Below are 24,017 nucleotides of genomic sequence, written 5' to 3' on the forward strand. Positions count from 1 at the left end.
TCCATTCGACCACGCGGGCCCGCGAGGGGGCGGGCGCCGCCCCCTCGCGGCCCAGGGGTCACACGGGCAGGCGCTTGCTGTAGTCGAGCGTCAGCACGGCCGCGCCCATGACGAGCGCGGAGCCGACGAAGTACAGCAGGGCCCACGTGTAGCCGCCGGTCGCGCCGACGATGAAGCCGACGACGATCGGGGTGACGAAGCCGGCGATGTTGCCGCTGAAGTTCATCGCCCCGCCCAGGACGCCCGCGTTGGTGCGCCCGCCGAGGGTCCCGGGGACGGACCAGAACAGGCCCACCCAGCGGAGGAAGAACAGGACGACCGAGAGCAGGACGACGGCGGCGATCGGGTCCGCGACGATCGTCACCCCGACGAGGCCGCCGGCAACGATGACGCTCGAGGCTCCGAGGAGCGAGCGCATGACGACGTTCGCGCCGTAGCCCTTCTCGCGGAGCCTATCCGCAAGGAACCCGCCGAGGATCTCGCCGACGAAGCCGGCCCCGAAGATCACGAACGTGGACCAGCCGATGGTCTTGAGGTCGAAGCCCTTGGCCTGGGACAGGTAGAGCGGGCCCCAGGTCAGGAGGCCGTAGAAGACGCCGTTGAAGCCGAGCCAGCCGAAGCACATGGCCCAGAAGGAGCGGAACTTCAGGTACGGCAGGAGCGCGCGGCGCGCCTCGCCCTTGGTGAGGCCCGCGGCCTCGTCCTCGGCGCGGTGCGAGGCCTCGATGTACTCGGCCTCGGCGTCGTTGACGCCCCTGTGCTCGCGGGGGCTGTCCCGGACGTACCACCAGACGAGGGCGCCGAGCACGACGGTCGCGATGCCCGCGATGATGAAGGCCGTCCGCCAGCCGCCGGCGGCGGCGATGAGCCACGTGATGATGATGCCGCCGAGGCCCGCGCCGAGCGGGGCGCCGGCGTCGAGGATGGTGGCGCCGCGGCCCCGCTCCTTCGAATGCATCCAGAGGGCGTTGAGCTTGCCGCCGGCGGGCATGACGCCGGCCTCGGTCACGCCGATGCCCAGGCGGGCGACGAACATGCTCAGGAAGCCCCCGGCCATGCCCGAGGCCGCGGTCGCGGCGCCCCAGCCGACGCACGACGCCGTGACGACCTTCCGGGGGCCGAAGCGGTCGATGAGCCAGCCGACGGGGACCTGCATGAGCGCGTAGGTCCAGAAGAAGGCCGAGAGCAGCAGGCCGACGAGCTCGGGGCCGAGGTTGAACTCCTTCTGGATGATGGGCAGGGCCACCGAGATGGAGCCGCGGTCGATGTAGTTGACGGCGACGAGCACGAGGAGCAGGAGGAAGAGCTTCCAGCGCACGTTGGTGCGCCGGCCTGCGGCCTTCCCCTCGACGTCCTCGGCAAGGGGTTTGGTTGAAGAGGTTTCTTCTTGAAGGGACACGAGTCCTCCTTCACGACGGGTGGAGACGGTTGGCCTCGGGGAGGCCGTGCCCGGATGGGCGTGCGCAACGTGAGGGACCTCTTTGGGATCCCATAGTGGGATCCCAAAAGGGATCGTAGGGTGTGAGTGGTGCCACAGTCAACCGTTTGGGATCCCAAGTTGGGATCCCTCCTTCCCCGATGCGGGGTCACCTCTCAGCGATGCGGGGTCACCTCCCTGCAATCCGGGGTCACCTCCCTCCACAGCAGGGGCCGGGCCCCCACGGACCCGGCCCCTGCTCGGCTGCGGCGCCCAGCATCATGCTGCTGCGCCCAGCGTCAGGTTGTGGCGGCCTCGCTGATCCGCCCGAGGACGAGCGCGCACGCGCTCGGGATCGGCTCGACGATCTCGGCAATCCCCTCCCCCGCGAGCCGCCGGGCGGTCGCGCTCAGCGGGCCGCCCGCGATCACGACGGCCTCGGCTCCTGCCGCCGCGCATGCCCGCACGGCGTCGGCGAGCTCCATGAACTGCCGCTCGGGGTCCGCGGCGAGCTCGAGTGGCGGCGACGTCGTGAGCTGCACGCCCGTGAACGCGGTTCCCCCGCCGTGCTCGGCCGCGAGGTCGCGGAGCGAGTCGACGAGGAGGCCCGTGCTCGTCGCCATGCCGAACGGCCGCCCGCCGCGGGAGGCCGCGAGCACGGAGGCCTGCCCGATCCCGACGACGGGGATGCCGCGCGGCGCCAGCTCCTCCTCGAGCTCGGCGCGGCCCGGGTCCCCGATCGCGGCGACCACGACGGCGGCGACCTCGCCCGCGTCGGCAGCCACCCGCCGTCGTACGGCGTCCACCACGTGCGGAAGGGAAGCGGCGAGGGCCTCCGGGTCCACGATCATGGCCGGGCCAGAGGCCGCCGTGAGCCCCTCGACGGCGAGGCCCGACGGTGCAAGCTCGGCTTCGGCGAGGGATCGCATCATCTCGGTCGTGCGCTCGTTGGTGTTCGGGTTGACGAGCAGGACGGTGCGCGGCGCACCGTGCCCGGTGCCCGCAGTTCCAGCGGCCGCGGGGTCAGTGCCCATAGATCGCCGCCTCCTCGGACTCCTCCATGGGCTTGCCGAACGTCTCGGGCGGGAACTGGACCACGATCGCCAGCACCAGGAAGAGCGCCGCGAGGGTCGCGAACATGCCCGGGATGCCGGCGACGTCGAAGATCGCGCCGGAGATGAGCGGGAACAGGCCGCCGGAGAGCGAGCCCGCGGCGAGGATGATCGACGTGCCGAAGCCGCGCGTGTGCGTCGGGTAGTGCTCGGGCGCGAAGACCCAGATCGTCGTGTTGAGGATGATGACCGCGAAGTTGAACAGGAAGCCGAAGACGACGATCCAGACGATGTCCGTGGCCAGGAAGGCCATCGACAGGCCGGCGGCGAAGCCGATGGCGGCGGCGGCCGTGAGGACCTTCTTGCGTGGCAGGCGGCTGGCCAGGAATGCCGCGGTCGCGGCACCGACGAGCGAGCCGGACTGCATGACGAGCGTGAACCACAGGCTCGTGTTCACGGCATAGCCGCGGGAGACGAGGATCGTGGGCATGAGGGTCAGCATCGAGATCTGCGCGGCGTAGGACATGCAGACCGCGACGCACAGGAGCGCGGTACGGCTCAGGTACTTCCCGCGCAGGGCGTCCATCCACGTGGCCTGGGGGCCGGTCGGCGCAGTCTCGAGGTGCGGGTGGTGCGTGAGGTACGGCTCGGGGTCCGGGATCGGCCCGGAGAGCTTGCCGCGCGCAAGCCGCGTGATGACGAGGTTGGCCTCCTCGATCCTGCCCTTGGAGGCCAAGAAGCGGGGCGTCTCCGGGACGTAGCGCCGGAACCACATGACGAGGATGGCCGGGATGAACAGGAGGCCGAAGACCCAGCGCCAACGGTCCTCGCCGGTGAAGAGCGTGAACACAAGGATGCCGAAGGCGGGCGCGAGCATGTTGCCAAGGCCGGCGGCGGTGACGTTGATGAGGCCGACGGCGGTGCCGCGGTGCTTCGCTGCGAAGAACTCGGCCATCATGATGACCGCAACCGCGATCTCGCCGCCGAGGCCGAAGCCCACGATGAAGCGTCCGGCCGCGAGGATCGGGTAGTTCGGGGCGACGGCGCACAGGAGCGAGCCCGCCGCGAAGATGATCAGGTTGATGATGAGCATATTGCGGCGTCCAAAGCGGTCCGCGACGAGGCCCGTCAGGATGCGCCCGAGCGCCGTGGCCGTGAACGTCATCGTGTTCAGGAGGCCGATCTCGAGGCCGCCGAGCCCCCAGGCCTCGCGGAGCACGGGGCCCGTGATGCCCACGGCGTTTTGCTCGAGAGCGTCGAAGAAGACGCCGAGCAGGATCATGAGGCCGATGTGGCGGTGCGCGCCGGTGACGCCGATGCGCGAGTAGGCGCCCTCGATCTGGGATGCGAGCGGGCTCGGAGCCTCGTCCGGCTTGGCGTGTCCGCCATGCGCGTGCCCGCTGCTGCCGGCGACACTGCCGACGGCGCTCGAGGCTGGGGGTGGGGAGGGAATCTGCTGGTCCATTGCTGCTCCTCGGAGCTCACAGGGATGGAAATTTTCCGCTTCGCGAAAATCTTGCACTGCGATGCGGAATGTGACCCAGATTACCCCCCATTTGGTATCCCATCAAGGGATACCAAGCGGATCATCCCTTCGGATGAGGCTCAGACCTCCGTCCTCCAGCTGTGCTCGGGCTCATAGCCGAGCATCCGGCGAGCCTTGTCGATCGAGAGGAGCGTCTCGTGTTCGCGGAGCTCCCGCGTGAGGCGCACCCCGGGGAAGACCTCGGCCGCGAGCGCGGCCGAGGGGACGGACATGACCGTGTCCGCCGCCGCGATGATGTAGGCCTCGAAACCGGGGCGGCCGGCCTCGAGGGCGCGGCGCACCGCCTGGGCGCCGTCGCGCGCGTCGATGTATCCCCAGAGGTTCCACTTGCGTCCGCGCGGGTCGGCGTCGAAGGACGGGAACTCCGCGTAGTCCCCCGGGGCCATGACGTTGGAGAAGCGCAGGGCGCTGACGCTCAGCCCGGGGTCCCAGCGGCACAGCTGGACGGCCATCTGCTCCTCGAGATGCTTGACGAGCGAGTACGTGCTCTCGGGGCGCGCCGCGTACTCCTCGTCGACAGGGATGTAGGGCGGCGGCGTGTCGAAGGGCAGGCCGAGCAGGGTCTCGCTCGAGGCGTAGACGATCCGCCCAACCCCCGCGCGGCGCGCAGCCTGGAAGACGTTGTACGTCGCGAGCATGTTGTTGCGGAACGTCGCGGCGTCCGGGGCCAGTCCCGGCGCCGGGATCGCGGCGAGGTGCACGACGGCGTCGACCCCGCCGTGGCGGTCGTCGACGCCCACGAGCGCGTCGGCCACCTGGCCATAGTCCGTGAGGTCGATGCGGATGAATCCGGGCCCGGGCTCCCCCACGGCGTCGAGGTTCCAGACCGTATGGCCCTCCTCGCGCAGGTGCGCGAGCACCGCCCTGCCAAGCTTGCCGCTTCCGCCGGTGAGTGCGATCTCCATGCGACCCATGCTCTGTCACCCCGCCGCAGGTGTCACGGGGCCGCCCGCGCGGAAGAGGCCGCCACGCTGACCGCCGCGCGGCCTCGTGCCTGCGTCCCCGTGCAACGCCTGACGCAAGGGTCAGGCCGCCACGCTGACCGCCGCGCGGACCGGCTCGAGGGCCTTGGCCCAGATCAGGAGCTGGTCGAGCATCGGGTCGACCGAGGCGGCCTGGCGCTCGGTCGGCGCGAACTCCGCGAAGTCCTTGAAGTCGGTGAAGAGGGAGAACATCCCCGTCTTCTGGACGTGGGCGACCTGGAGCTCGGAGAGGATGCCCCGCAGGTGCTCGGCGGCGCGGACACCGAAGGCCGAGCCGTAGGAGACGATGCCCGCGGCCTTGTTGGCGAACTCCGCGTTGAGGTAGGAGAGCGCGTTGGCGAGGGCCGGGGCGATGGAGTGGTTGTACTCGGGGGTGACGAAGACGTAGCCGTCGAACTCGTCGATGCGGGCCGAGAACTCCTTCGTGGCCTCATGGCCGTAGGACTGGTAGGCGGCCGGCATGGCCTCGTTCAGGAGCGGGAGGTTGAAGTCGGCGATGTCGACGAGCTCAAACTCGGCCTCGGTGCGCTGCTGGGCGCGCTCGAGCACCCACTCAGCGACCTGCTGGTTATTGCGGCCGGGGCGGGTGCTGCCTGTGACGATCGCGATCTTGGTCATGTCGGTCTCCTAATTGACGCATCAATCAAAGTTGATGGCTCCACTGAAGCACAGGCATAATTGATGTGTCAAACAAAGAAGCCATGTGGAGGAGGGGTCGTGACCAGGCCTGCGGAGATGCCCGAGGAGCCGCGCTGGCTCGACGAGGACGAGCGCGACGTGTGGCTCGCCCTCCGGCGGCTCCTGTGGGGGCTGCCGCCGGCGATCGACCGGCAGCTCACGCGTGACTCGCGCCTCTCCGCGCCCGAATACTCGGTCCTGGCCACGCTGTCGGGGTGCTCAGACGGCGTCCTGCGCTCGGGCATCGCGGCCCAGGAGCTCGGCTGGGAGCGCAGCCGTCTCTCGCACCTCCTGCGCAGGATGGAGGCCAAGGGGCTCATCTTGCGCACATGCTCGCCAGAGGACGCGCGCGGTCAGGACGTCCACATGACGGATGAGGGGCGGGCCGCGATGATCGAGGCCGCCCCGGGCCACCTCGAGTTCGTCCGCAGCACCGTCTTCGACCCGCTCACTCAGGAGCAGCAGGCCCTGCTCCGGGAGGCCTGCGAACGCATCGTGGATGCGATCAGCCAGGCAGAAGCCGCGGCGGGCGCCGAGCACCTCACCGACCGGGAAGTCCGCGTGGAGGCCTGAGCCGCCCCGAGGTCGTGACGCAGGCCCCCACCTCGACGTCACAGGCCCCCACCCCAGCGACACAGGCCCCCACCTCGCGGCTGGCTAGACTGGCGGCGTGACCTGGCAGCGCAGCGCATCCCAGTGGTTCCGCCTTCCCGCCGATCGCCTGTGGGCGGTCCTGTCCCGGCTCGAGCGGTGGCCCGAATGGAATCCGGCCATCGGTGCGGCCTCCCTCGACGGGGTCCTCCGGGAGGGCGCGCAGGGCAGCTACTCGCCCGCCCACCGGCTGGTGGGCCCGCTGCACCGCCGCACTGCACCCCCGTTCACGGTCACCGGCGTCGAGTCCGGGAGGCGGCTGGCCTTCCGGCAGGGGCAGCCCGGTGGCGGCCAGAACGTCGAATGGACGCTCGAGGAAGGCGACGGCGGGACGGTCTTCACCCAGCGCGTCGCCCTCGAGGGGCCGCTCGCGCAGCCTTTCGGCCTCACGGCCGGCGAGCCGCTTGTGCGGCGCTTCGAGGCGCAATGCGCGCGCCTGTACCGGCTCGCCGCCTCCCCCAGCTCACCCGGAGGGAGCGCGACGGACGACGGCGACGGGCGGGGGAGGCTGTTCGCGATCGCGGGCGGATCGGGATTGCTCGGGACGCTGCTCGCCTCGGACCTCGTGCGCGACGGCCATCGCGTCGCCGTCCTGACCCGCTCCCCCTCGGCGTCACCCTTCGAGCAGATCGCCTGGGACGGCCGCAGCCAGGGGGCCTGGGCAGAGCGCCTCGGTTCCGAGCCGCGCCTCTCGGTCGTCAACCTCGCGGGGACGAGCATGGACCGGCCCGGCACCGAGGAGAACCTGGCCATGCTCACGGCGAGCCGCGTCGAGCCGACCCGCGCCCTCGTCGAGGCCAGCCGCCGATGGGAGCGCCCGGCGGAGCGCTGGCTCCAGCAGAGCGGCACGGGCATCTACGGCGCGACCGACGGGCCGGCCGACGAATCAGCGCCCCTGCCGGTCGTCCCGGGCCTGCCGGCCGTGGCCCGCGACTGGGAGGCATCCGTCGACGGCTCGAACGCCGCTCACCTCAACGTCGTGCGCTCCGGCGTCGTGCTCCACCGCGATGCGCCCTTGATGGCCCGCCTCACGGTCCCGGCCCGCCTCGGGGCCGGCGGACACCAGGGCACGGGCGGGCAGTACATGAGCTGGATCCACGCGACCGACTGGGTGCGCGCCGCCCGCGCGGTCCTCGGCCTCTCCCCCGCGGCCGGCGAGCGCCCCGTCGACGTGCCGGCCGGCGTCGTCAACGCCACGGCGCCCTTCCCGGTCCAGAACAGCGAACTCATGGCGCGCCTGCGCGACCTCGTCGGGGTGCCCGTCGGCATCCCCGCACCGGAGCCGCTCCTGCGCGTCGCCGCGGCCGTGCTGCGGACCAACCCGGACCTCGTCCTCGAGGACATCCGCGCCGTCCCTGCCGTGCTCCAGGCCGCGGGGTTCACCTTCGCCTACCCGCGCCTCGGCGACGCCCTCGCCGAGCTCGGCTCGTAGCGCAGGCCCGGGGCCCACAGGGCGGCCTCCGGCTACCAGGCGTGCGGCGCAGGACGCCGTGCGCCCGGCAGTGCGTTCTCCAGGCGCCAGGCGTGCAGGAACTCAGGCAGGACGAGGTCCGCGGGCGGCTCGCCGATCTCTGCGAAGATCTCCTCGTTGGGCACCGGGCCCGACGGGGAGACGAGGCGCGTGGCGATGTAGGCGCGCGCGTAGACTTCGCCCCCTGCGACCATGCGCTGCTCGAAGAAGATCGCCTTCTCGTCCGTGCCGATGATGCGCGTCTCGATCGAGTAGCGCTGCCACAGCTGGAGCGACCGCCGGAACGCGATGGTCTCGAGGCTCACCACCGGGCTCCAGCCCTTCGCGCGCATCCTGTCCCACGCCCCCGATCGGACCATGAGGTCGAAGCGGCCCAAGTCCATGAGCGAGAGGTACATGCCGTTGTTCACGTGCCAGGCGATATCGATGTCCGTCGGGAGGACGCGCAGCGGCAGCGAGGAGATGCCCCACAGGCTCAGCTGCGGACGGCGGCGGGCGGCGACGAGCAGGCGGAGCGTGCGCAGGAGGAGGTGCATCATCCCATGTTACTCCTAGGTAAGAAGGCGCCAACGGCGGATTTGTATACATTGACCTGGGACAAACCCTTGAGTTCTCCTCTCGAAGCGTGCCAATGTATACATGAATCGGGGAGGGCGAGGGAGGAGAGCGCATGAAGGCCAGCGACCGCGCCTACGCGGCGCTCCGCGACGACATCCTCCAGTGGCGCTTGGTCCCGGGGACGGTCCTCGGAGAAGTCGAGCAGGCCGAGCGGCTCGGGGTCTCGCGCACCCCCCTGCGCGAGGCGCTCGCGCGGCTCACGGCGGATGGCCTCGCCGCCGCCCAGCGGGGCCGCGGCGTCGTCGTGAGCGACATCTCGCTCGAGCACCTCGACGAGCTCTTCGAGCTGCGGGAGGCACTCGAGTCCAAGGCAGCGGCCCTCGCCGCGCAGCGAGGGGACCGCGAGCGCTTCGCCGGCCTGCGCGACGCCTTTGCGGCCGCCGGCGCCCTGGTGACCGATGACGACCCGCAGCGGCACGAGTACTACGCCCTCGCGGCCGAGCTCGATGCGGAAGTCGACGCCGCGATCGCCAACTCCTACCTGAGCCAGGCCCTGGCGAGCCTGCGCGTGCACCTCGCGCGCGTGCGCCGCCTCGCGAAGGACGACGGCGCGCGGCTGCGCCAGGCCGCCGTCGAGCACGCGGCGATCGCCGGCGCGATCGCCGACGGCAACCCGCAGCTCGCCGCGGCGGCCACCGCGGTCCACCTGAGCAGCAGCCTGCAGCACATCAAGGCCACCCACAGCGACACCACCCCACCACCAGGAGAGGCTTCCCATGGTTGAGATGCACCACGTCCGCGTCTACCGCAGCGAGGAGAACCTGCCCCGCGAGGGCCAGCTCGCCTATCGGATCGCACAGGTTGCGGCCGACCCGGTCGAGGTCGCGCCCGAGGTGGCCGAGATGGTCATCAACCGCATCATCGACAACGCCGCCGTCGCGATCGCGTCGCTCAACCGGGCCCCCATCGTCGCGGCCCGCGCGCAGGCGCTGGCCCACGCGCCGTCGTCCGGCGGCCGCGGCGCCCTCGTGTTCGGCATCGACGAGCGAGTCTCGCCCGAGTGGGCGGCGTGGGCCAACGGCGTCGCCGTGCGCGAGCTCGACTACCACGACACCTTCCTCGCCGCCGACTACTCGCACCCCGGCGACAACATCCCCCCGATCCTCGCCGTGGCCCAGCACGTCGGCGCGAGCGGGCGGGACCTCGTCCGCGGGCTCGCGACCGGCTACGAGATCCAGGTCGACCTGGTGAAGGCGATCAGCCTGCACCAGCACAAGATCGACCACGTCGCCCACCTCGGCCCGGCCGCGGCCGCCGGGATCGGCACCCTCCTGGGCTTGGACGTCGAGACGGTCTTCCAGGCCGTGGGGCAGGCCCTGCACACGACGACGGCGACGCGCCAGTCGCGCAAGGGCGAGATCTCGACCTGGAAGGCGCACGCCCCCGCCTTCGCGGGCAAAATGGCCGTCGAGGCCGTGGACCGCGCGATGCGGGGCCAGACCTCCCCCGTCCCGATCTACGAGGGCGAGGACGGCGTCATCGCATGGCTCCTCGACGGCCCGGACGCGTCCTACGAGGTCCCGCTCCCCGCGCCCGGGGAGGCCAAGCGGGCAATCCTGGACACATACACGAAGGAGCACTCGGCCGAGTACCAGGCCCAGGCGTGGATCGACCTGGCCCGGAAGCTCCACGCGGAGCACCCCGAGGCCACGGACCCGGAGAAGGTGGCCGGCATCCTCATCCGGACCAGCCACCACACGCACTACGTCATCGGCTCGGGCGCGAACGACCCGCAGAAGTACGATCCGACGGCCTCGCGCGAGACCCTCGACCACTCGATCCCGTACATCTTCGCCGTCGCCCTGCAGGACGGCGCGTGGCACCACGTGGACTCCTACACGCCCGAGCGGGCCTCCCGCCCGGACACCGTGGCCCTGTGGCACAAGGTCACGACCGAGGAGGACCCCGAGTGGACGCGCCGGTACCACTCGCTCGACATCGAGGAGAAGGCCTTCGGCGGCTCAGTCGTCATCACGATGGCCGACGGGACCGTGATCGAGGACGAGATCGCGGTGGCCGACGCCCACCCGCTCGGCGCCCGCCCCTTCGGCCGCGCGGAGTACATCGCGAAGTTCCGTGCCCTCGCCTCCGACTCGGTCGCCCCAGAGGAGGTCGAGCGGTTCCTCGGCGCCGTCCAGCGCCTCCCCGAGCTCGGCGCCGGTGAGCTCGATGCGCTGAACATCACCGCGAAGGACGGCGTCATCGACCTCGCCGCGGCGCCGAAGGGCCTGTTCTGATGGAGGCTTCCCTCTGATGCTGTACTCGCACGCCACCTCGGAGCAGAAGCGGCTCCGGCTCCGAGAGGCCCTCGCCTCCAGCACCATCCAGCAGTTCCCAGGGGCGTTCAACCCGCTCTCCGCCAGGCTCATCGAGGAGAAGGGCTTCCCCGGCGTCTACATCTCCGGGGCCGTGCTCGCCAACGACCTCGGCCTGCCCGACATCGGCCTCACGACCCTCACCGAGGTCGCGACCCGCGCCGGGCAGATCGCCCGCATGACCGAGCTGCCCGCGATCGTCGACGCCGACACGGGCTTCGGCGAGCCCATGAACGTCGCCCGCACCGTCCAGGAGCTGGAGAACGCCGGGCTCGCCGGCTGCCACATCGAGGACCAGGTCAACCCCAAGCGGTGCGGCCACCTCGACGGGAAGTCCGTCGTCGACCTCGCCACCGCGCTCCAGCGCATCCGGGCCGCCGCCGACGCCCGCCGGGATCCGAACTTCCTCATCATGGCCCGCACCGACGTCCGCGCGACGGAGGACGGCGCGGCGGGGCTCCGCGCCGCCGTCGACCGCGCCAAGGCGCTCGTCGACGCGGGCGCCGACGCGATCTTCCCCGAGGCGATGGGGACGCTCGAGGAGTTCGCGGCCATCCGCGAGGCCGTCGAGGTGCCGATCCTGGCCAACATGACCGAGTTCGGCAAGAGCCGCCTGTTCACGGTCCAGGAGCTCGCCGGCGTGGGCGTGAACCTCGTGATCTACCCGGTCACCCTCCTGCGCATTGCGATGGGCGCTGCAGAACGTACTCTGGAGTCAATCGCCGACGACGGCACGCAGGAGGCCCAGGTCGAGAACATGCTCACACGCTCGAGGCTCTACGAGCTGGTGGACTACGAGGCGTACAACCGCTTCGACACCGGCGTCTTCAACTTCCAGGTCCCCGGCCGCTTCTGAGCCGCCGGGACCACGGACGGCCAGTCCCGCCGACTTGCCTGACCCGACAAAGGAGTCCTCATATGTCACAGGTGCCCAACACCGACGAGATCAAGAAGGGCCTCGCCGGGGTGGTGGTGGACTACACCGCCATCTCCAAGGTCAACCCCGACAGCAACTCGCTGCTGTACCGCGGCTACCCCGTGCAGGAGCTCGCCGCCCGCTGCAGCGTCGAGGAGGTCGCCTATCTCCTCTGGCACGGCGACCTGCCGACGCCCGAACAGCTCGCCGACTTCGAGCGGCGCGAGCGGGCCGGGCGCTCCCTCGATCCTCTGCTCAAGCACGTCGTGGACGAGCTGCCGGCCGGCACCCACCCCATGGACGTGTGCCGCACCGCGGCGAGCGTCCACGGGGCACGCCACCCGAAGGCTGAGGACTCCTCCCGCGAGGCCAACCTCGAGAAGGCCTTGGAGCTCTTCGCCGCGATGCCCGCCGTCGTCGCCTACGACCAGCGCCGCCGCCGCGGCCAAGAGCCGGTCGAGCCCCGCGACGACCTCGGGTACGCCGCGAACTTCCTCTGGATGGCCTTCGGCGAGGAGGCGGCACCGGAGGTCCTCCACGCCTTCGAGGTGTCGATGATCCTCTACGCCGAGCACTCGTTCAACGCCTCCACGTTCACCGCCCGCGTCGTGACCTCGACCCTCTCGGACCTGCACTCCGCCGTCACGGCGGCGATCGGCGCCCTCAAGGGCCCGCTGCACGGCGGGGCGAACGAGGCCGTCATGGAGACCTTCGAGAAGATCGGGATCCGCGCGGACGAGACGCACGAGCAGGCCAAGGCCCGGGCCAAGGCCTGGATGGATGCTGCCCTGGCCGAGAAGAAGAAGATCATGGGGTTCGGCCACCGCGTCTACAAGCACGGCGACTCGCGCGTGCCCACGATGAAGGCCGCGCTCGACGATCTGATCGCCTTCTACGGCCGGCCCGAGATCCTCGGGCTGTACGACGGGCTCGAGCAGGCCATGGACGAGGCCAAGGGCATCAAGCCCAACCTCGACTACCCGACGGGCCCCGCCTACCACCTCATGGGCTTCGACATCCCCACGTTCACGCCGCTCTTCGTCGCGAGCCGGATCGTCGGCTGGACCGCGCACGTGATCGAGCAGCTCGAGAACAACTCGCTCATCCGTCCGCTCAGCGCCTACAACGGCCCGGACGAGCGCCACCTCGACTGAGCCGAACCGCGGAGGGATGGACCGCGGCTGGGGAGGTCAGGGGCCGCCGAGGACGGCGAAGCGCGCCACCGTCTCGTTGTCCTCGGCCATCTCCACCAGGAATGCTGGCAGTCTGCCCACGGACCCGGCCAGGACGATCGGGAGCCAGTGGTCGGCGTCCTGCCACATGTGCGCGACGGGCAGGGCGTCGGCCGGGTACCAGCTCGGCTCGATCTCCTCGGTCTCGCACACCTCGCCGGACCAGCGCGTGCATGTGAACATCGTGCACTGCATGTCCCACTCCGGGCGGGCCGGAAAGCGGAAGTCGACCGTCCCGGCGGGGACGACGTGTGCGGCGTCGAGCTCGACACACGCCTCCTCGGCCAGCTCGCGGCGCGCCGCCTCCGCCGCCGTCTCCCCCGGCTCGATGTGCCCGCCGAGGCCGACGACCTTGCCGCGGCCGAACCCGCGCTTCTTCCGGCCCAGGAGCACCTCGCGCCCGGCCGGCCCCTCGCGCAGGAGGAAGCAGAGGGCGACCGGGGCGCCCATCAGCCGCGCGCCCTGTAGAACACAGCGGCACCCATCAGCCGCGCGCCCTGGGGTGGGCGGCGGCGTAGACCTCCCGCAGCGTGTCCGCGGTGACGTGCGTGTAGACCTGCGTCGTCGTGACCGACGCGTGGCCGAGGAGCTCCTGCACGACGCGCACGTCCGCCCCTCCCTCGAGGAGGTGCGTCGCGAAGGAGTGCCGCAGCGTGTGCGGGGAGACGTCGCGGCCGATCATGGCCTTCTCGGCAACGTCCTTGAGGATGGTCCACGCGCTCTGCCGGCTGATCCGCCCGCCCCGGGCGTTGAGGAACAGGGCCGGCGTCCCCCTCCCCTTGGCCACGAGGGCGGGGCGGCCGCGCACGAGGTACGCCTCGAGCGCGCGGGCGGCGTACGAGCCCAGCGGCACAAGCCGCTCCTTCGAGCCTTTGCCGAAGAGCCGCACGATCGGTGGCCCGGCCTCGCCGGACTCGAGCCGCAGGTCGTCGACGTCGAGCCCCACGGCCTCGCTGATCCGGGCGCCGGTCGCGTAGAGGAACTCGAGCAGGGCGCGGTCGCGCAGCCCCGACGGCGTGTCCGCGGCCGCCGCGTCGAGGATGCGGCCCACCTCGTCGACGCTGATCGCCTTGGGCAGGCGCTGCCCCGCGAGCGGCGGATGGACGTCGGCGGCCGGGTCGCCCGCCGTCGTGCCCTCGAGGGCCCAGAACCGGTGCAGCCCGCGCACGGCGACCACCGTCCGCGCCGCCGAGCGCGCCGTGAGCGGGCTCCCGCCGTCGGCCCCGTCCCGCAGCGCCTCGGCGAACCGGCCCACGTGGCCGCGGTCGACGCCGGACGGCGCGCCGACGCCCTCGCGCGCGAGGTAGGCGGCGTAGCGGGCGAGGTCGCGGCGGTAGGCGGCGAGGGTGTTCGCGGCGAGACCGCGCTCGACGGCGAGGTGGCGCAGGTAGTCCTCGACCGCCCGCGCGAGTGCCGGGGCCGGCGCGGCGTCCGCCGGATCCTGGACGTGCATGGAGGGCCCGCTCAGCGCTGGCCCGGGTGGGCCGGCCAGGGGCTGTCGCCCGGGCGCAGGGAGGTGAAGCCGTCCCGGCGGGCTGCGTCGGCGGCGAGGACGCCGACGACGGCGCTCGGGTTGTGCAGCCGGCCCCCCAGCACGGCCCGGACGGCCTCGTCGAGGTCGACCCAGATGAACTCGATCTCCGACTCCTCGTCGGTGCGCTCGTGCCGCTCGTGGTGGGGGATCTCGCGCAGGCCTCGCGCGAGGTAGATGCGGATGGCCTCGCTCGAGGAGCCGGGCGAGTTGAAGAAGTCAGCGAGGACGTACCAGTGCTCCGCCGCGAGGTCCGCCTCCTCGGCGAGCTCGCGGGCGGCCGCGTCGAGGTTCGACTCGCCCTCGACGTCGAGGAGGCCGGCGGGGATTTCCCACAGGTCCATGCCGACGGGGTGCCTGTACTGGCGCAGCAGGAGCACCCTGCCCTCGCCGTCCATGGGCAGGATGGCGACGGCCCCGGGGTGGTCGATGTAGTCGCGGTGGAGCGTTCCCGCACCCTCGGAGAGCTCGAAGGCGTCGCTGCGCACGTTCCAGATCCGGCCCGTGTAGACCGTCTCGGAGGACAGCACGCGCCGCGGGCTCAGCGCATCCTCGACGTGCGTCGAGCTGCCCTGCGGCCGCGGCGCGTGCGTCGTCATGCCCTGGCCTACTTGCCCTTGCCGGCGGCGGCCGGTGTGGCAGCCGCGTCCTCGGCGGCCAGCGCCGGGGCGTCCGCCGACAGCGCCGGCGCGGCGTTCTCCTCCGCGGAGGCATTAGCGGTCTGGTGCTCGAGTGCGGCCTTGACGAGGCCCACGAAGAGCGGGTGCGGGCGGGTCGGGCGCGAGCCGAGCTCGGGGTGCGCCTGGGTGGCCACGTAGTACGGGTGCTGCTCGCGCGGGAGCTCGACGAACTCGACGAGCTGGCCGTCCGGGGACGTGCCCGAGAAGACGAGGCCCTTGGCCGCGATCTGCTCGCGGTAGGCGTTGTTCACCTCGTAGCGGTGGCGGTGCCGCTCGGCGACCTTGGTCGTGCCGTACGTCTCCGCGACGACGGAGCCCGGCAGGAGCGCGGCGTCGTAGAGGCCCAGGCGCATCGTGCCGCCCATGTCGCCCTTGCCCTCGACGATGTCGAGCTGCTCGGCCATGGTCGCGATGACGGGGTGCTTCGAGTCCGGCTCGAACTCGCTCGAGGACGCTCCCTCGAGTCCGACGACGTTGCGCGCGTACTCGATGACCATGCACTGCAGGCCGAGGCACAGGCCGAGGGTCGGCAGGCCGCTCTCGCGTGCCAGGGTCAGCGCCCCGAGCTTGCCCTCGAGGCCGCGGATGCCGAAGCCGCCGGGGACGAGGATCGCGTCGACGCCCTCGAGGGCCTTCTTCGCCCCGGTCGGGGTCTGGCACTCGTCAGAGGCGACCCAGCGGATCTTGACCTTCGTGTCGTTCGCGAAGCCTCCGGCACGCATGGCCTCGGTCACGGACAGGTAGGCATCCGGGAGGTCGATGTACTTGCCGACGAGGGCGATCTCGACCTCGTGCGCGGGCTCGTGGACGGTCTGCAGGAGACGGTCCCACTTGGTCCAGTCGACGTCCTTGAACGGCAGGTCGAGGGCGCGGACGATGTACGAGTCGAGGCCCTGGGAGTGGATGACCTTGGGGATGTCGTAGATGCTCGGCGCGTCGGGGCAGTTGACGACCGCGTCCGTGTCGACGTCGCACATGCGGCCGATCTTGTCCCGCATCGCGTCGGGGATCTGGCGGTCCGAGCGGATGACGATCGCCTCGGGCTGGATGCCGATCGAGCGCAGGGCGGCCACCGAGTGCTGGGTCGGCTTGGTCTTGAGCTCCTGCGAGGGGCCGATGTAGGGCACGAGCGAGACGTGCAGGAAGAACACGTTCCCGCGGCCCACGTCCTGGCGGACCTGGCGGGCCGCCTCGAGGAACGGCTGCGACTCGATGTCGCCGACCGTCCCGCCGATCTCGGTGATGATCACGTCCGGGGCGTTCTCACCCTCGGAGGGCAGGCGCATGCGGCGCTTGATCTCGTCGGTGATGTGCGGGATGACCTGGACCGTGTCGCCGAGGTACTCGCCGCGGCGCTCCTTGGCGATGACGGTCGAGTAGACCTGGCCCGTGGTCACGTTGGCCGAGCCGTCGAGGGACTCGTCGAGGAAGCGCTCGTAGTGCCCGATGTCCAGGTCGGTCTCGGCGCCGTCTTCGGTGACGAAGACCTCGCCGTGCTGGAACGGGTTCATGGTTCCTGGATCCACATTGAGGTAGGGATCCAGCTTCTGCATGGTCACGGAGAGGCCGCGGGCCCGCAGCAGGTGACCGAGGCTGGACGCCGTCAGGCCTTTCCCGAGCGAGGACGCCACGCCGCCGGTGACGAAGATCTGCTTGGTCGTCTGGGCGGAGTCTGAGAAACGGGAATGAGTTCGCTGCACCACGGAATTCGAGCATATCACCGATCGGGCGTCCACCCCTCCCCGCTCTGGCGTGTCGGCCGCCATGCAGCGGCCGTACATGCGGCGGCCGCCCTCGCCGACGCCGCGTCCTCGAGCAGCTCGAGGGCGTGCGCCTGGGCGCTCGAGGAGTCTTCCTGGCCGGCGAGCATGCGGGCGAGCTCGACGACGCGCTCCTGGTCGCCGAGGACCCGGATGTCGCTCGAGGTCACGCCCTCCACCCCGGCGGCGCTGCGCGAGGAGGCCACCGAGTTCTTGATCACCGTGATGTGCCGGTCGGCGAACGCCGCGACCTGCGGCAGGTGCGTCACGACGAGCACCTGGACATGCCTGGCCAGCATCGCGAGGCGCCGGCCGATCTCGACGGCGGCGCGCCCTCCGACGCCCGAGTCGACCTCGTCGAAGACGAACGTCGGCACCGGGTCGACGGCGGCGAGCACGACCTCGATGGCGAGCATGACGCGGGAGAGCTCACCCCCGGAGGCGCCCTTGCCGAGCGGCCGGGCGGGGGCGCCCGCGTGCGGCTGGAGCTGGATCGCGACCGTGTCGGACCCGTCCGGGCCGAGCTCCCCGGTCGGTTCGACCGTGACGTGCAGGGTCGCGTCCGGCATCGCGAGGGCCGTGAGCTCGGCGCTCACGCGCTCGGCGAGCTCCGCGGCGGCGGCCTGGCGCAGGGAGGTCATCTCGGCGGCGAGCTCCCTGAGCTCGGCCTCGTCGCGCACGAGCTGCTCGGTGAGCGACTCGATCCGGCCGTCGTCGTCCTGGAGCTCGAAGAGCCGCTTCTGGCCCGCCTCCGCCCAGACAAGGACCTCGTCCAGGGTCGGGGCGTACTTGCGGGTCAGGCCCGTGAGGGCGGCCCGCCGCTCCTCGACCTCCGCGAGCCGGGCGGGGTCGGCGTCGAGCGCGGAGGCGTAGCTCGCGAGCGAGGAGGCGACGTCGGCGAGCAGGTAGCCGGCCTCGGCGAGCCGCTCGGCGGCCGCGGAGAGCTCGGGATCGTGCTCCGAGACGTGCTCGAGGGCCCGTCTGGCGCCGTCCACAAGCGTCGTCGCGTCGGAGGCCTCGCCGAAGTCCTCGGCGACGAGCGCCTCGTGCGCCTGCTGGGCCGCCGCGCGCAGGGCCTCGGCGTGCGAGAGGCGCAGCGACTCGGCGCGCAGGGCCTCGTCCTCGCCCCGCTCGGGGCCGACCTCGCCGATCTCGGCGAGCGCCGCCTCGAGGGACTCGGCCTCGCGGAGGCGCTCCCGGGCGCCAGAGGTGAGCTCGTCGAGCTCGCGGCGCGCGGCGACCCACCCCCCGTAGCGCAGCGTGTAGGCGGCCTGCTTCGCGGCGAAGGCCGCGCCCGCGAACTTGTCGAGGGCCTCGCGCTGGGCGGCCGGGCTCTTGAGCCGCAGCTGCTCGGACTGGCCGTGGATCACGACGAGCCGGCTCCCGACCTCGGCGAGCGTACCGACGGGCGCGCTGCGGCCCCCGACGTGGGCTCGGCTGCGTCCGTCCGCGCCGACCGTACGCGCGAGCAGGAGCTCGGCGCCGCCGTCGTGCTCCTCGATCTCGGCGCCCGCCTCCTCGGCGCGCACGACGGCGTCGTGCCCCGGCTCGAGCCGGACGCTCGCCTCCGCGAGGGCGGACTTCGCGCCCGTCCGGACGGCGCCCGCGTCGGAGCGGCCGCCGAGCAGGAGGCCGAGGGCCGTGACGACCATGGTCTTGCCCGCGCCGGTCTCACCGGTCACGACGCTCAGCCCGGGGCCGAGCGGGAGGGACGCCTCGGTGATGACGCCGAGGTCGCGGATCCTGAGTTCCTCGATCATGGGGGCTCCTCGTCTCAGGTCTCGTCGCTGGCGGCGGGCCGGCCTCCCCACGGGACGGGGGGCACCTCGGGCACCACGGGCTCAGGTCCGGCCGTCGCGGCGACCGGGACCGGGCCGCGCCAGCCGTGGATCGGGAGTTCGAACTTGCGCACGAGGCGCGCGGAGAACGGCGTCGCGCTGATCCGCGCGAGCCGCACGGGCAGGGGCGACTTCGTGACCTCGACGCGCGCCCCGGGCGGGAGGTCGATCGAGCGCCGCCCGTCGCACCACAGGACGCCGTGGGCGTCGGTGCGGCCCAGGATCTCGACGGCAAGGCGAGAGTGCGGGGAGACGACGAGCGGCTTCGCGAAGAGCGCGTGCGCGCTGATGGGCGCGATGACGAGGGCCTCGACCTCGGGCCAGACGATGGGGCCGCCGGCGGAGAACGCGTAGGCGGTGCTGCCGGTGGGCGTGGCGAGGACCACGCCGTCGCAGCCGAACGACGTCAGCGGCTTGCCGTCGACCTCGGTCACGACCTCGATCATCCGCTCGCGGCTCGCCTTCTCCACGGCGGCCTCGTTGAGCGCCCACGTGTGGGCGACCTTGCGGCCCTGCTGCCAGACCGTGACGTCGATCGTCATGCGCTCCTCGACCGAGTAGCTGCGCGAGGCGACCCACTCGACCGTCTGGGCGAGGTCCGCGCGCTCGCTCTCGGCGAGGAAGCCGACATGGCCAAGGTTCACGCCGAGCAGGGGGACGTCGACGTCGCGCACGAGCTCGGACGCACGCAGGATCGTCCCGTCGCCGCCGAGGACCATGACGAGCTCGACCTCCTCGAGGCCGACGTCCTTGCCGAGGATCTCCGTGGGGTGGTCGATGCCGTCGAAGCGGGCCTCGAGGTCCGCCCGCTGGCCGGCCTGCATGACGGGCACGAGCCCCGAGCCATAGAGCTGGGCGCAGGCCTCGCGGGCCGCCACCATGGAGTCCTCCCGGCCGGTGTGCGCGAGGACGAGGATACGGCGGGTCATGCGTGGGCCTCCGTTGGGTCGGTGGTGGGCCAGTGCGCCGCGACCCACGCGGCGGCATCCGGCGCGTCGGCACCTGTCACAGCACCCGCAACGGCATCCGCGGTGGCGGACGACGGCGCGGGGCCGACAGGGCGGGCGTCCCCGCCGGGGCGGGACAGCCAGAGGAAGTACTCGAGGTTGCCGTCCTGGCCGGGCAGCGGACTTGGGGCGAGGCCGCGGAGGGCGAGGCCTGCCGTCAGCGCGGCGTCCGCGACCGAGGCGACCGCGCGGCGTCGTTCGCCGTCCGAGCCCACGACGCCGGTGCGGGCCAACCGCTCCCGGCCCACCTCGAACTGCGGCTTGACCATGACGACGAGGTCCCCGCCCGGCTCGGTGCACGCTGCCAGCGGCGCGAGGACGAGGGTGAGCGAGATGAAGGACAGGTCCGCGACGGTGAGTCGCGCGGGGCCGCCGATCATGCCGGGCTCGAGGTCCCGGACGTTGAGGCCCTCGTGGACGTGAACGCGCGGGTCGCTGCGGAGGGCGTCGACGAGCTGCCCGTGGCCGACGTCGACGGCGACGACCTCCGCCGCGCCCGCCTGCAGGAGGACGTCGGTGAACCCGCCGGTCGAGGCGCCCGCGTCGAGGCAGCGTGCCCCGGCCGGGTCGACGGCGGGGAAGCGCTCGAGGGCGCCGGCCAGCTTGTGTCCGGCGCGGCTCACGAAGCGGTCGTGCTCGGTGGCGGCGACAGCGATGGGCGTGGATTCGTCGACCGCGTGGGAGGCGCGCGTGACGGCGCCGTCGGCAACCGTGACGGCGCCGTCCGCGATGAGCTTTGCGGCGTGCGTGCGGGAGCGCGCGAGCCCGCGGCGGACGAGCTCGAGGTCGAGTCGGGCCACGGCTATTCCCCCGCCCCCGGCTCCGTCTCCAGGGCCGCGGTGAGGGCCTCGTGGAACTCCTCGAAGGCCGCCGCACGCTCGGAGAGCGGGAGCCCCTCTGCCTCGGCGAGGGCCTCGAGGGCATCCTCGACGCCGACGCCCGCCGCGGGAACGGACGCGGCGGGGCCCACGGCTCTGCGTAGATCGGCAGGCGTCGGTGCCTGTGCCGGCTGTGGATCCTCGCTCATGTCCCCCAGCTTATCGACCCGCGCCGACCGTTCCCGTTCGCGTCCTACCGCTCCCAGCGCAGCTCCGGCGACGTCGGGCCGTCCGCGTCGGGATGCGCCGACCACCAGGCCGCGCACGCCGCGCGCCACGCGTCGAGGTCGTCGGGGCTGCCGGAGACCTCGACGCCGCCCGCGACGGACCGTGCGGCCGCGCCGCCGACCCGCCACACGCCGTCGTCCGCCACCGTCCCAGGGTAGGGGCGGTAGAAGTCCGCAAGCGTGGCGAGAATGAATCCGGGCCGCTCGGCCGTGCGGGCGGCGAGGATCGTCTCGGGCGTGTCGACGCCGGTCAGGACGGCCGCGGTCGCGAAGCCGGCACGGTTGCCGCCGAGGATGTCGGTGTCGAGCCGGTCGCCGACGACGACGGGGCGGCGCGCGCCGAGGCGCTCGGCGGCGGCGAGGAACAGCGGGGCCTCGGGCTTGCCGGCCACGAGCGGCTCGCGGCCCGTCGCGGCCCGCACCGCGGCCACGAGCGTCCCGTTGCCGGGTGCCTTCCCTCGGGCCTGCGGGATGGACATGTCCGTGTTGGTCGCGACCCACACGGCGCCGGCCGCCACAGCGTAGGCCGCCTCGGCGAGCTGCTTCCAGCCGAGGTCGGGGCTGAAGCCCTGGATCACGGCGTCAGGGGCGTCCTCGGCCGAGGCGACAGGGACGAGCCCGCGCTGCTCGACCTCGTGGGCCAGGAACTGGCTCCCCGTGACGAGGACGCGGGCGCCCTGGGGCACCTGCCCCGCGAGCAGCTCGGCGCCTGCCTGCGCCGAGCTCACGACGTCGTCGTCCGCAGCCGGCGCGCCGAGCTCGCGCAGGTGTGCGGCCACCTCGGCGGGGCTCCGCGAGGCGTTGTTCGTCACGTAGCCCAGCCGCACGCCCCGTCCCTCGAGGGCCTGCAGCGCCTCGACGGCGCCGGGGATGGCGTGCGGCCCCGCGTACACGACGCCGTCGAGATCGGAGAGGACCGCGTCGAACGCGTCGATGAAGTCCGCCATCCTAGGCGTTCTCGTCCCGCGGACCGCCGTCCTGGCCGTCATCCGACGCGGCGGTGTCGACCTCGTGCACCCCGATCTCGTCCTCGGCCAGGGCAGGCCCGGACCCGTTCGGGGCCTCGTCGGCGCCTTCCTCGGCCTTCTCGGGGTTCTCGCTCTCGGGGCCCTCGCCCGCGTCGCGGCGCGGGCCTGCCTCGGCGGCCTCCTCGTCCTCGTCCCAGCCGAGGTCGACGATCTCGGGCTCGGCGAACTCGCCGACGCCGAGCGCGCTCTCGGCCACGCCGATCTGGCGGTACCAGCGGGCGGCCTCCTCGGAGCGGCCGGCCGCGGAGAGCGCGTCGGCGTAGGCCTCGAAGAGGCGCGGGCTGAAGGAGAAGGCCCGGTTGATGTCGAGCTGCGGGATCTCGAGCTCGCGCACGGCGCCGGCGAAGTCGCCCATGTCGGCGCGCGCGCCCGAGGCCACGATCGCGAGCTCGGCCTTGCCGGCGTTGTCGAGCATGTTCCGTTCGTCGGAGGCGGCCAGCTCAAGGGCCTTCTCCGGTCGGCCGAGGCCACGCTCGCAGTCGGCCATGTGCGCCAGGTGGATGCTCGAGCCCGTGATGCGGCGGAACGTGCGGAACTCGCGCAGGGCGTCGTCGTAGCGGCCCGCGGCGTAGGCGGTGATGCCGACGGCCTCGCGGACGGCGCCGATGCGCCCTCCGCGGCGGCTCGCCGCGAGGGCGTGCTGGTAGGCCAGCTCAGCGTCGATGTCGATGAGCCTGCCGGCCATGACGAGGTGCTTCGAGACCCACTCAGCGTTGTTGCCCTCGAGGGTACGCAGCTGGGCAGCCGTCGCGCGGTCGAGCTCCTTGCCCGTCACGTCAGGATCGATCTCCGGCGACTTTTCGCGGTCGGCGCGGTTCGAGACGCGCAGGTCCGCCGCGTTGTGCTGCCGTGGCCGCTCCTCGCGCTCGAACCCACGGGCCTCGTAGCGCCCAGGACGATCGGTCCGCTCGGGCCGGCCGGCCCCGTAGGGGCGGGGACCGCGGTCCTCGCGCGCTCCCGGACGTCCTGCGCCCTCGTCGCGGCGGAAGGGGCGGCGCTCGCCACGGTCGTCGCGCTCGAACTGACGAGGACCACGCTCACCACGGTCACGATCGCCGAACGGACGACGCTCGCCACGGTCACGATCGCCGAACGGACGACGCTCGCCACGCTCCTGGCGCTCGAACTGACGCGGACCACGCTCACCCCGATCACGATCACCGAACGGACGACGTTCACCGCGCTCCTCACGCTCGAACTGACGAGGACCACGCTCACCCCGATCACGATCCCCAAAGGGGCGGCGCTCGCCCCGGCCCTCACGCTCGAACTGACGAGGACCACGCTCACCCCGATCGCGATCGCCATACGGACGACGCTCACCACGCTCGCCCCGCTCCTGGCGCTCGAACTGACGAGGACCACGCTCACCCCGGTCACGATCACCGAACGGACGGCGCTCGCCACGCTCGCCACGCTCCTGGCGCTCGAACTGACGAGGACCACGCTCACCCCGATCGCGATCGCCATACGGACGACGCTCACCACGCTCGCCAAGTTCCTGGCGCTCGAACTGACGAGGACCACGCTCACCCCGGTCACGATCACCGAACGGACGACGCTCACCACGGTCTTCACGGTCGAAGGACCGCGGGGCACGGTCACGATCACCGAACCGACGCTCACCGCCCTCGTCGCGGCGGAACGGTCGGCGCTCACCGCGATCGCGGTCGCCGAAGCGACGCTCACCGCCCTCACGCTCGTAGGGGCGGCGCTCACCGCCGTCCCCACCGCTGCGGTCGCGGTCGCCGAAGCGACGCTCACCGCCCTCGGCGGATCGACCCTGGAATCCCTCGCGGTCTCGGTCCCGGAAGCCGCGGGGGCGGCCCCCCGAATTGCTCGTGCCGCGGAAGGCGCCGCCGAAGCGATCGGAGCCCCGGCCGCTGTCACCGCCCCGTCGGGGGCCGCCGAAGCCCCGTCCGCCTCGGCCGCGTCCGCTGTCCTCTGCCATCTGGCTCCTCTTTCCCACCGCGTGGCCTCCGAGGGCCGCACGTCATCACTATCGATTTTTCTCTCCGGCGATCCTGCTCCGGCACGATTGCCATCAAGTCTACGTGCTGGACCCCTTCCGGGATCCCGGAAGGCCGCTCAGATCCGGGCACGCCGCTCAGCTGTCCCGCTTAAACGCCGGAGGGCCCCCTGGTGTGGGGGCCCTCTACGGGTGGTGTTGTCCGGCGGTGTCCTACTCT

At 72.2% G+C, this 24,017-nt stretch carries 23 protein-coding genes; 7 read left to right on the forward strand and 16 right to left on the reverse strand.

Annotated features, from left to right (window positions below):
• Nucleotides 1-58: 58 nt before the first annotated feature.
• The 5 genes from BV907_RS10010 to BV907_RS10030 all read right to left on the reverse strand — a co-directional run bounded on the left by BV907_RS10010 (nucleotide 59) and on the right by BV907_RS10030 (nucleotide 5,616).
• A complete protein-coding gene (locus BV907_RS10010; protein ID WP_077489580.1) occupies nucleotides 59-1,399 on the reverse strand; it encodes an MFS transporter in 1,341 nt (446 codons plus the stop codon).
• A 317-nt stretch (nucleotides 1,400-1,716) separates the two neighbouring features.
• Complete coding sequence (locus tag BV907_RS10015) at nucleotides 1,717-2,451, reverse strand: aspartate/glutamate racemase family protein (RefSeq protein WP_077489581.1); 735 nt, start codon at nucleotides 2,449-2,451, stop codon at nucleotides 1,717-1,719.
• Nucleotides 2,441-3,934: an MFS transporter gene (locus tag BV907_RS10020; protein WP_077489582.1), complete on the reverse strand. Its 1,494-nt coding sequence runs from the start codon at nucleotides 3,932-3,934 to the stop codon at nucleotides 2,441-2,443. Before BV907_RS10020 ends, BV907_RS10015 begins: the two co-directional genes overlap by 11 nt.
• Nucleotides 3,935-4,074: 140 nt before the next feature.
• A complete protein-coding gene (locus BV907_RS10025; protein WP_077489583.1) occupies nucleotides 4,075-4,920 on the reverse strand; it encodes an NAD-dependent epimerase/dehydratase family protein in 846 nt (281 codons plus the stop codon).
• 120 nt (nucleotides 4,921-5,040) lie between these two features.
• Nucleotides 5,041-5,616 (reverse strand): NADPH-dependent FMN reductase, encoded by a 576-nt coding sequence (locus tag BV907_RS10030; protein ID WP_077489584.1) that lies wholly within the window; start codon nucleotides 5,614-5,616, stop codon nucleotides 5,041-5,043.
• Nucleotides 5,617-5,715: 99 nt separating this feature from the next.
• On the opposite strand from BV907_RS10030, the gene BV907_RS10035 reads away from it, so the two are divergent.
• Together BV907_RS10035 and BV907_RS10040 are read left to right on the forward strand one after the other, a co-directional pair.
• Nucleotides 5,716-6,249, forward strand: coding sequence for a MarR family winged helix-turn-helix transcriptional regulator (locus BV907_RS10035; RefSeq protein ID WP_175637428.1), 534 nt, complete (start codon nucleotides 5,716-5,718; stop codon nucleotides 6,247-6,249).
• Nucleotides 6,250-6,346: 97 nt separating this feature from the next.
• Nucleotides 6,347-7,759, forward strand: coding sequence for a DUF1731 domain-containing protein (locus BV907_RS10040; protein ID WP_077489586.1), 1,413 nt, complete (start codon nucleotides 6,347-6,349; stop codon nucleotides 7,757-7,759).
• 32 nt (nucleotides 7,760-7,791) lie between these two features.
• Here BV907_RS10040 and BV907_RS10045 read toward each other — a convergent pair whose 3' ends face one another.
• Nucleotides 7,792-8,334 (reverse strand): acyl-CoA thioesterase, encoded by a 543-nt coding sequence (locus tag BV907_RS10045; RefSeq protein ID WP_077489613.1) that lies wholly within the window; start codon nucleotides 8,332-8,334, stop codon nucleotides 7,792-7,794.
• 134 nt (nucleotides 8,335-8,468) lie between these two features.
• On the opposite strand from BV907_RS10045, the gene BV907_RS10050 reads away from it, so the two are divergent.
• From BV907_RS10050 to BV907_RS10065, 4 genes are all read left to right on the forward strand, one after another.
• Complete coding sequence (locus tag BV907_RS10050) at nucleotides 8,469-9,140, forward strand: GntR family transcriptional regulator (RefSeq protein ID WP_077489587.1); 672 nt, start codon at nucleotides 8,469-8,471, stop codon at nucleotides 9,138-9,140.
• Nucleotides 9,133-10,653: an MmgE/PrpD family protein gene (locus BV907_RS10055; protein WP_077489588.1), complete on the forward strand. Its 1,521-nt coding sequence runs from the start codon at nucleotides 9,133-9,135 to the stop codon at nucleotides 10,651-10,653. Before BV907_RS10050 ends, BV907_RS10055 begins: the two co-directional genes overlap by 8 nt.
• Before the next feature lie 16 nt (nucleotides 10,654-10,669).
• Nucleotides 10,670-11,587 (forward strand): methylisocitrate lyase, encoded by a 918-nt coding sequence (prpB, locus tag BV907_RS10060; protein WP_077489589.1) that lies wholly within the window; start codon nucleotides 10,670-10,672, stop codon nucleotides 11,585-11,587.
• Nucleotides 11,588-11,649: 62 nt separating this feature from the next.
• Nucleotides 11,650-12,801 (forward strand): bifunctional 2-methylcitrate synthase/citrate synthase, encoded by a 1,152-nt coding sequence (locus tag BV907_RS10065; RefSeq protein WP_077489590.1) that lies wholly within the window; start codon nucleotides 11,650-11,652, stop codon nucleotides 12,799-12,801.
• Nucleotides 12,802-12,837: 36 nt separating this feature from the next.
• On the opposite strand, the gene BV907_RS10070 is transcribed toward BV907_RS10065, so the two are convergent.
• From BV907_RS10070 to BV907_RS10110, 10 genes are read right to left on the reverse strand one after another with little or no spacing between them, the layout of a single operon-like run.
• Nucleotides 12,838-13,329, reverse strand: a complete 492-nt coding sequence (locus BV907_RS10070; protein ID WP_077489591.1) for an NUDIX domain-containing protein — start codon at nucleotides 13,327-13,329, stop codon at nucleotides 12,838-12,840.
• 34 nt (nucleotides 13,330-13,363) lie between these two features.
• A complete protein-coding gene (xerD, locus tag BV907_RS10075; RefSeq protein WP_077489592.1) occupies nucleotides 13,364-14,332 on the reverse strand; it encodes a site-specific tyrosine recombinase XerD in 969 nt (322 codons plus the stop codon).
• An 11-nt stretch (nucleotides 14,333-14,343) separates the two neighbouring features.
• The gene (locus tag BV907_RS10080; protein WP_077489593.1) at nucleotides 14,344-15,009 is read right to left on the reverse strand and encodes an NUDIX domain-containing protein; all 666 of its coding nucleotides are present in this window, start codon (nucleotides 15,007-15,009) and stop codon (nucleotides 14,344-14,346) included.
• 8 nt (nucleotides 15,010-15,017) lie between these two features.
• A complete protein-coding gene (locus BV907_RS10085; protein WP_077489614.1) occupies nucleotides 15,018-16,811 on the reverse strand; it encodes a CTP synthase in 1,794 nt (597 codons plus the stop codon).
• The gene (recN, locus tag BV907_RS10090; protein WP_077489594.1) at nucleotides 16,808-18,610 is read right to left on the reverse strand and encodes a DNA repair protein RecN; all 1,803 of its coding nucleotides are present in this window, start codon (nucleotides 18,608-18,610) and stop codon (nucleotides 16,808-16,810) included. Before recN ends, BV907_RS10085 begins: the two co-directional genes overlap by 4 nt.
• Before the next feature lie 14 nt (nucleotides 18,611-18,624).
• Nucleotides 18,625-19,617: an NAD kinase gene (locus BV907_RS10095; RefSeq protein ID WP_077489595.1), complete on the reverse strand. Its 993-nt coding sequence runs from the start codon at nucleotides 19,615-19,617 to the stop codon at nucleotides 18,625-18,627.
• On the reverse strand, nucleotides 19,614-20,495 hold the full coding sequence (locus tag BV907_RS10100; RefSeq protein ID WP_077489596.1) for a TlyA family RNA methyltransferase: 882 nt from the start codon (nucleotides 20,493-20,495) through the stop codon (nucleotides 19,614-19,616). The genes BV907_RS10095 and BV907_RS10100 overlap by 4 nt, the downstream gene beginning before the upstream one ends.
• Before the next feature lie 2 nt (nucleotides 20,496-20,497).
• Nucleotides 20,498-20,722, reverse strand: coding sequence for a hypothetical protein (locus tag BV907_RS18350; protein WP_139346701.1), 225 nt, complete (start codon nucleotides 20,720-20,722; stop codon nucleotides 20,498-20,500).
• A 44-nt stretch (nucleotides 20,723-20,766) separates the two neighbouring features.
• A complete protein-coding gene (locus BV907_RS10105) occupies nucleotides 20,767-21,747 on the reverse strand; it encodes an HAD-IIA family hydrolase (protein WP_077489597.1) in 981 nt (326 codons plus the stop codon).
• A gap of 1 nt (nucleotide 21,748) precedes the next feature.
• Nucleotides 21,749-22,603 carry an ICP22 family protein gene (locus tag BV907_RS10110; protein ID WP_077489598.1) on the reverse strand — a complete coding sequence of 285 codons (855 nt, stop codon included), beginning with the start codon at nucleotides 22,601-22,603 and terminating at the stop codon, nucleotides 21,749-21,751.
• A 66-nt stretch (nucleotides 22,604-22,669) separates the two neighbouring features.
• On the opposite strand from BV907_RS10110, the gene BV907_RS10115 reads away from it, so the two are divergent.
• Nucleotides 22,670-24,017 (forward strand): hypothetical protein (locus BV907_RS10115; protein ID WP_139346702.1); only part of this gene is annotated, 1,348 nt, incomplete at its 3' end.

It is taken from the genome of Sinomonas mesophila, assembly GCF_001999765.1.
GTDB classification, from domain to species: Bacteria; Actinomycetota; Actinomycetes; order Actinomycetales; family Micrococcaceae; genus Sinomonas; species Sinomonas mesophila.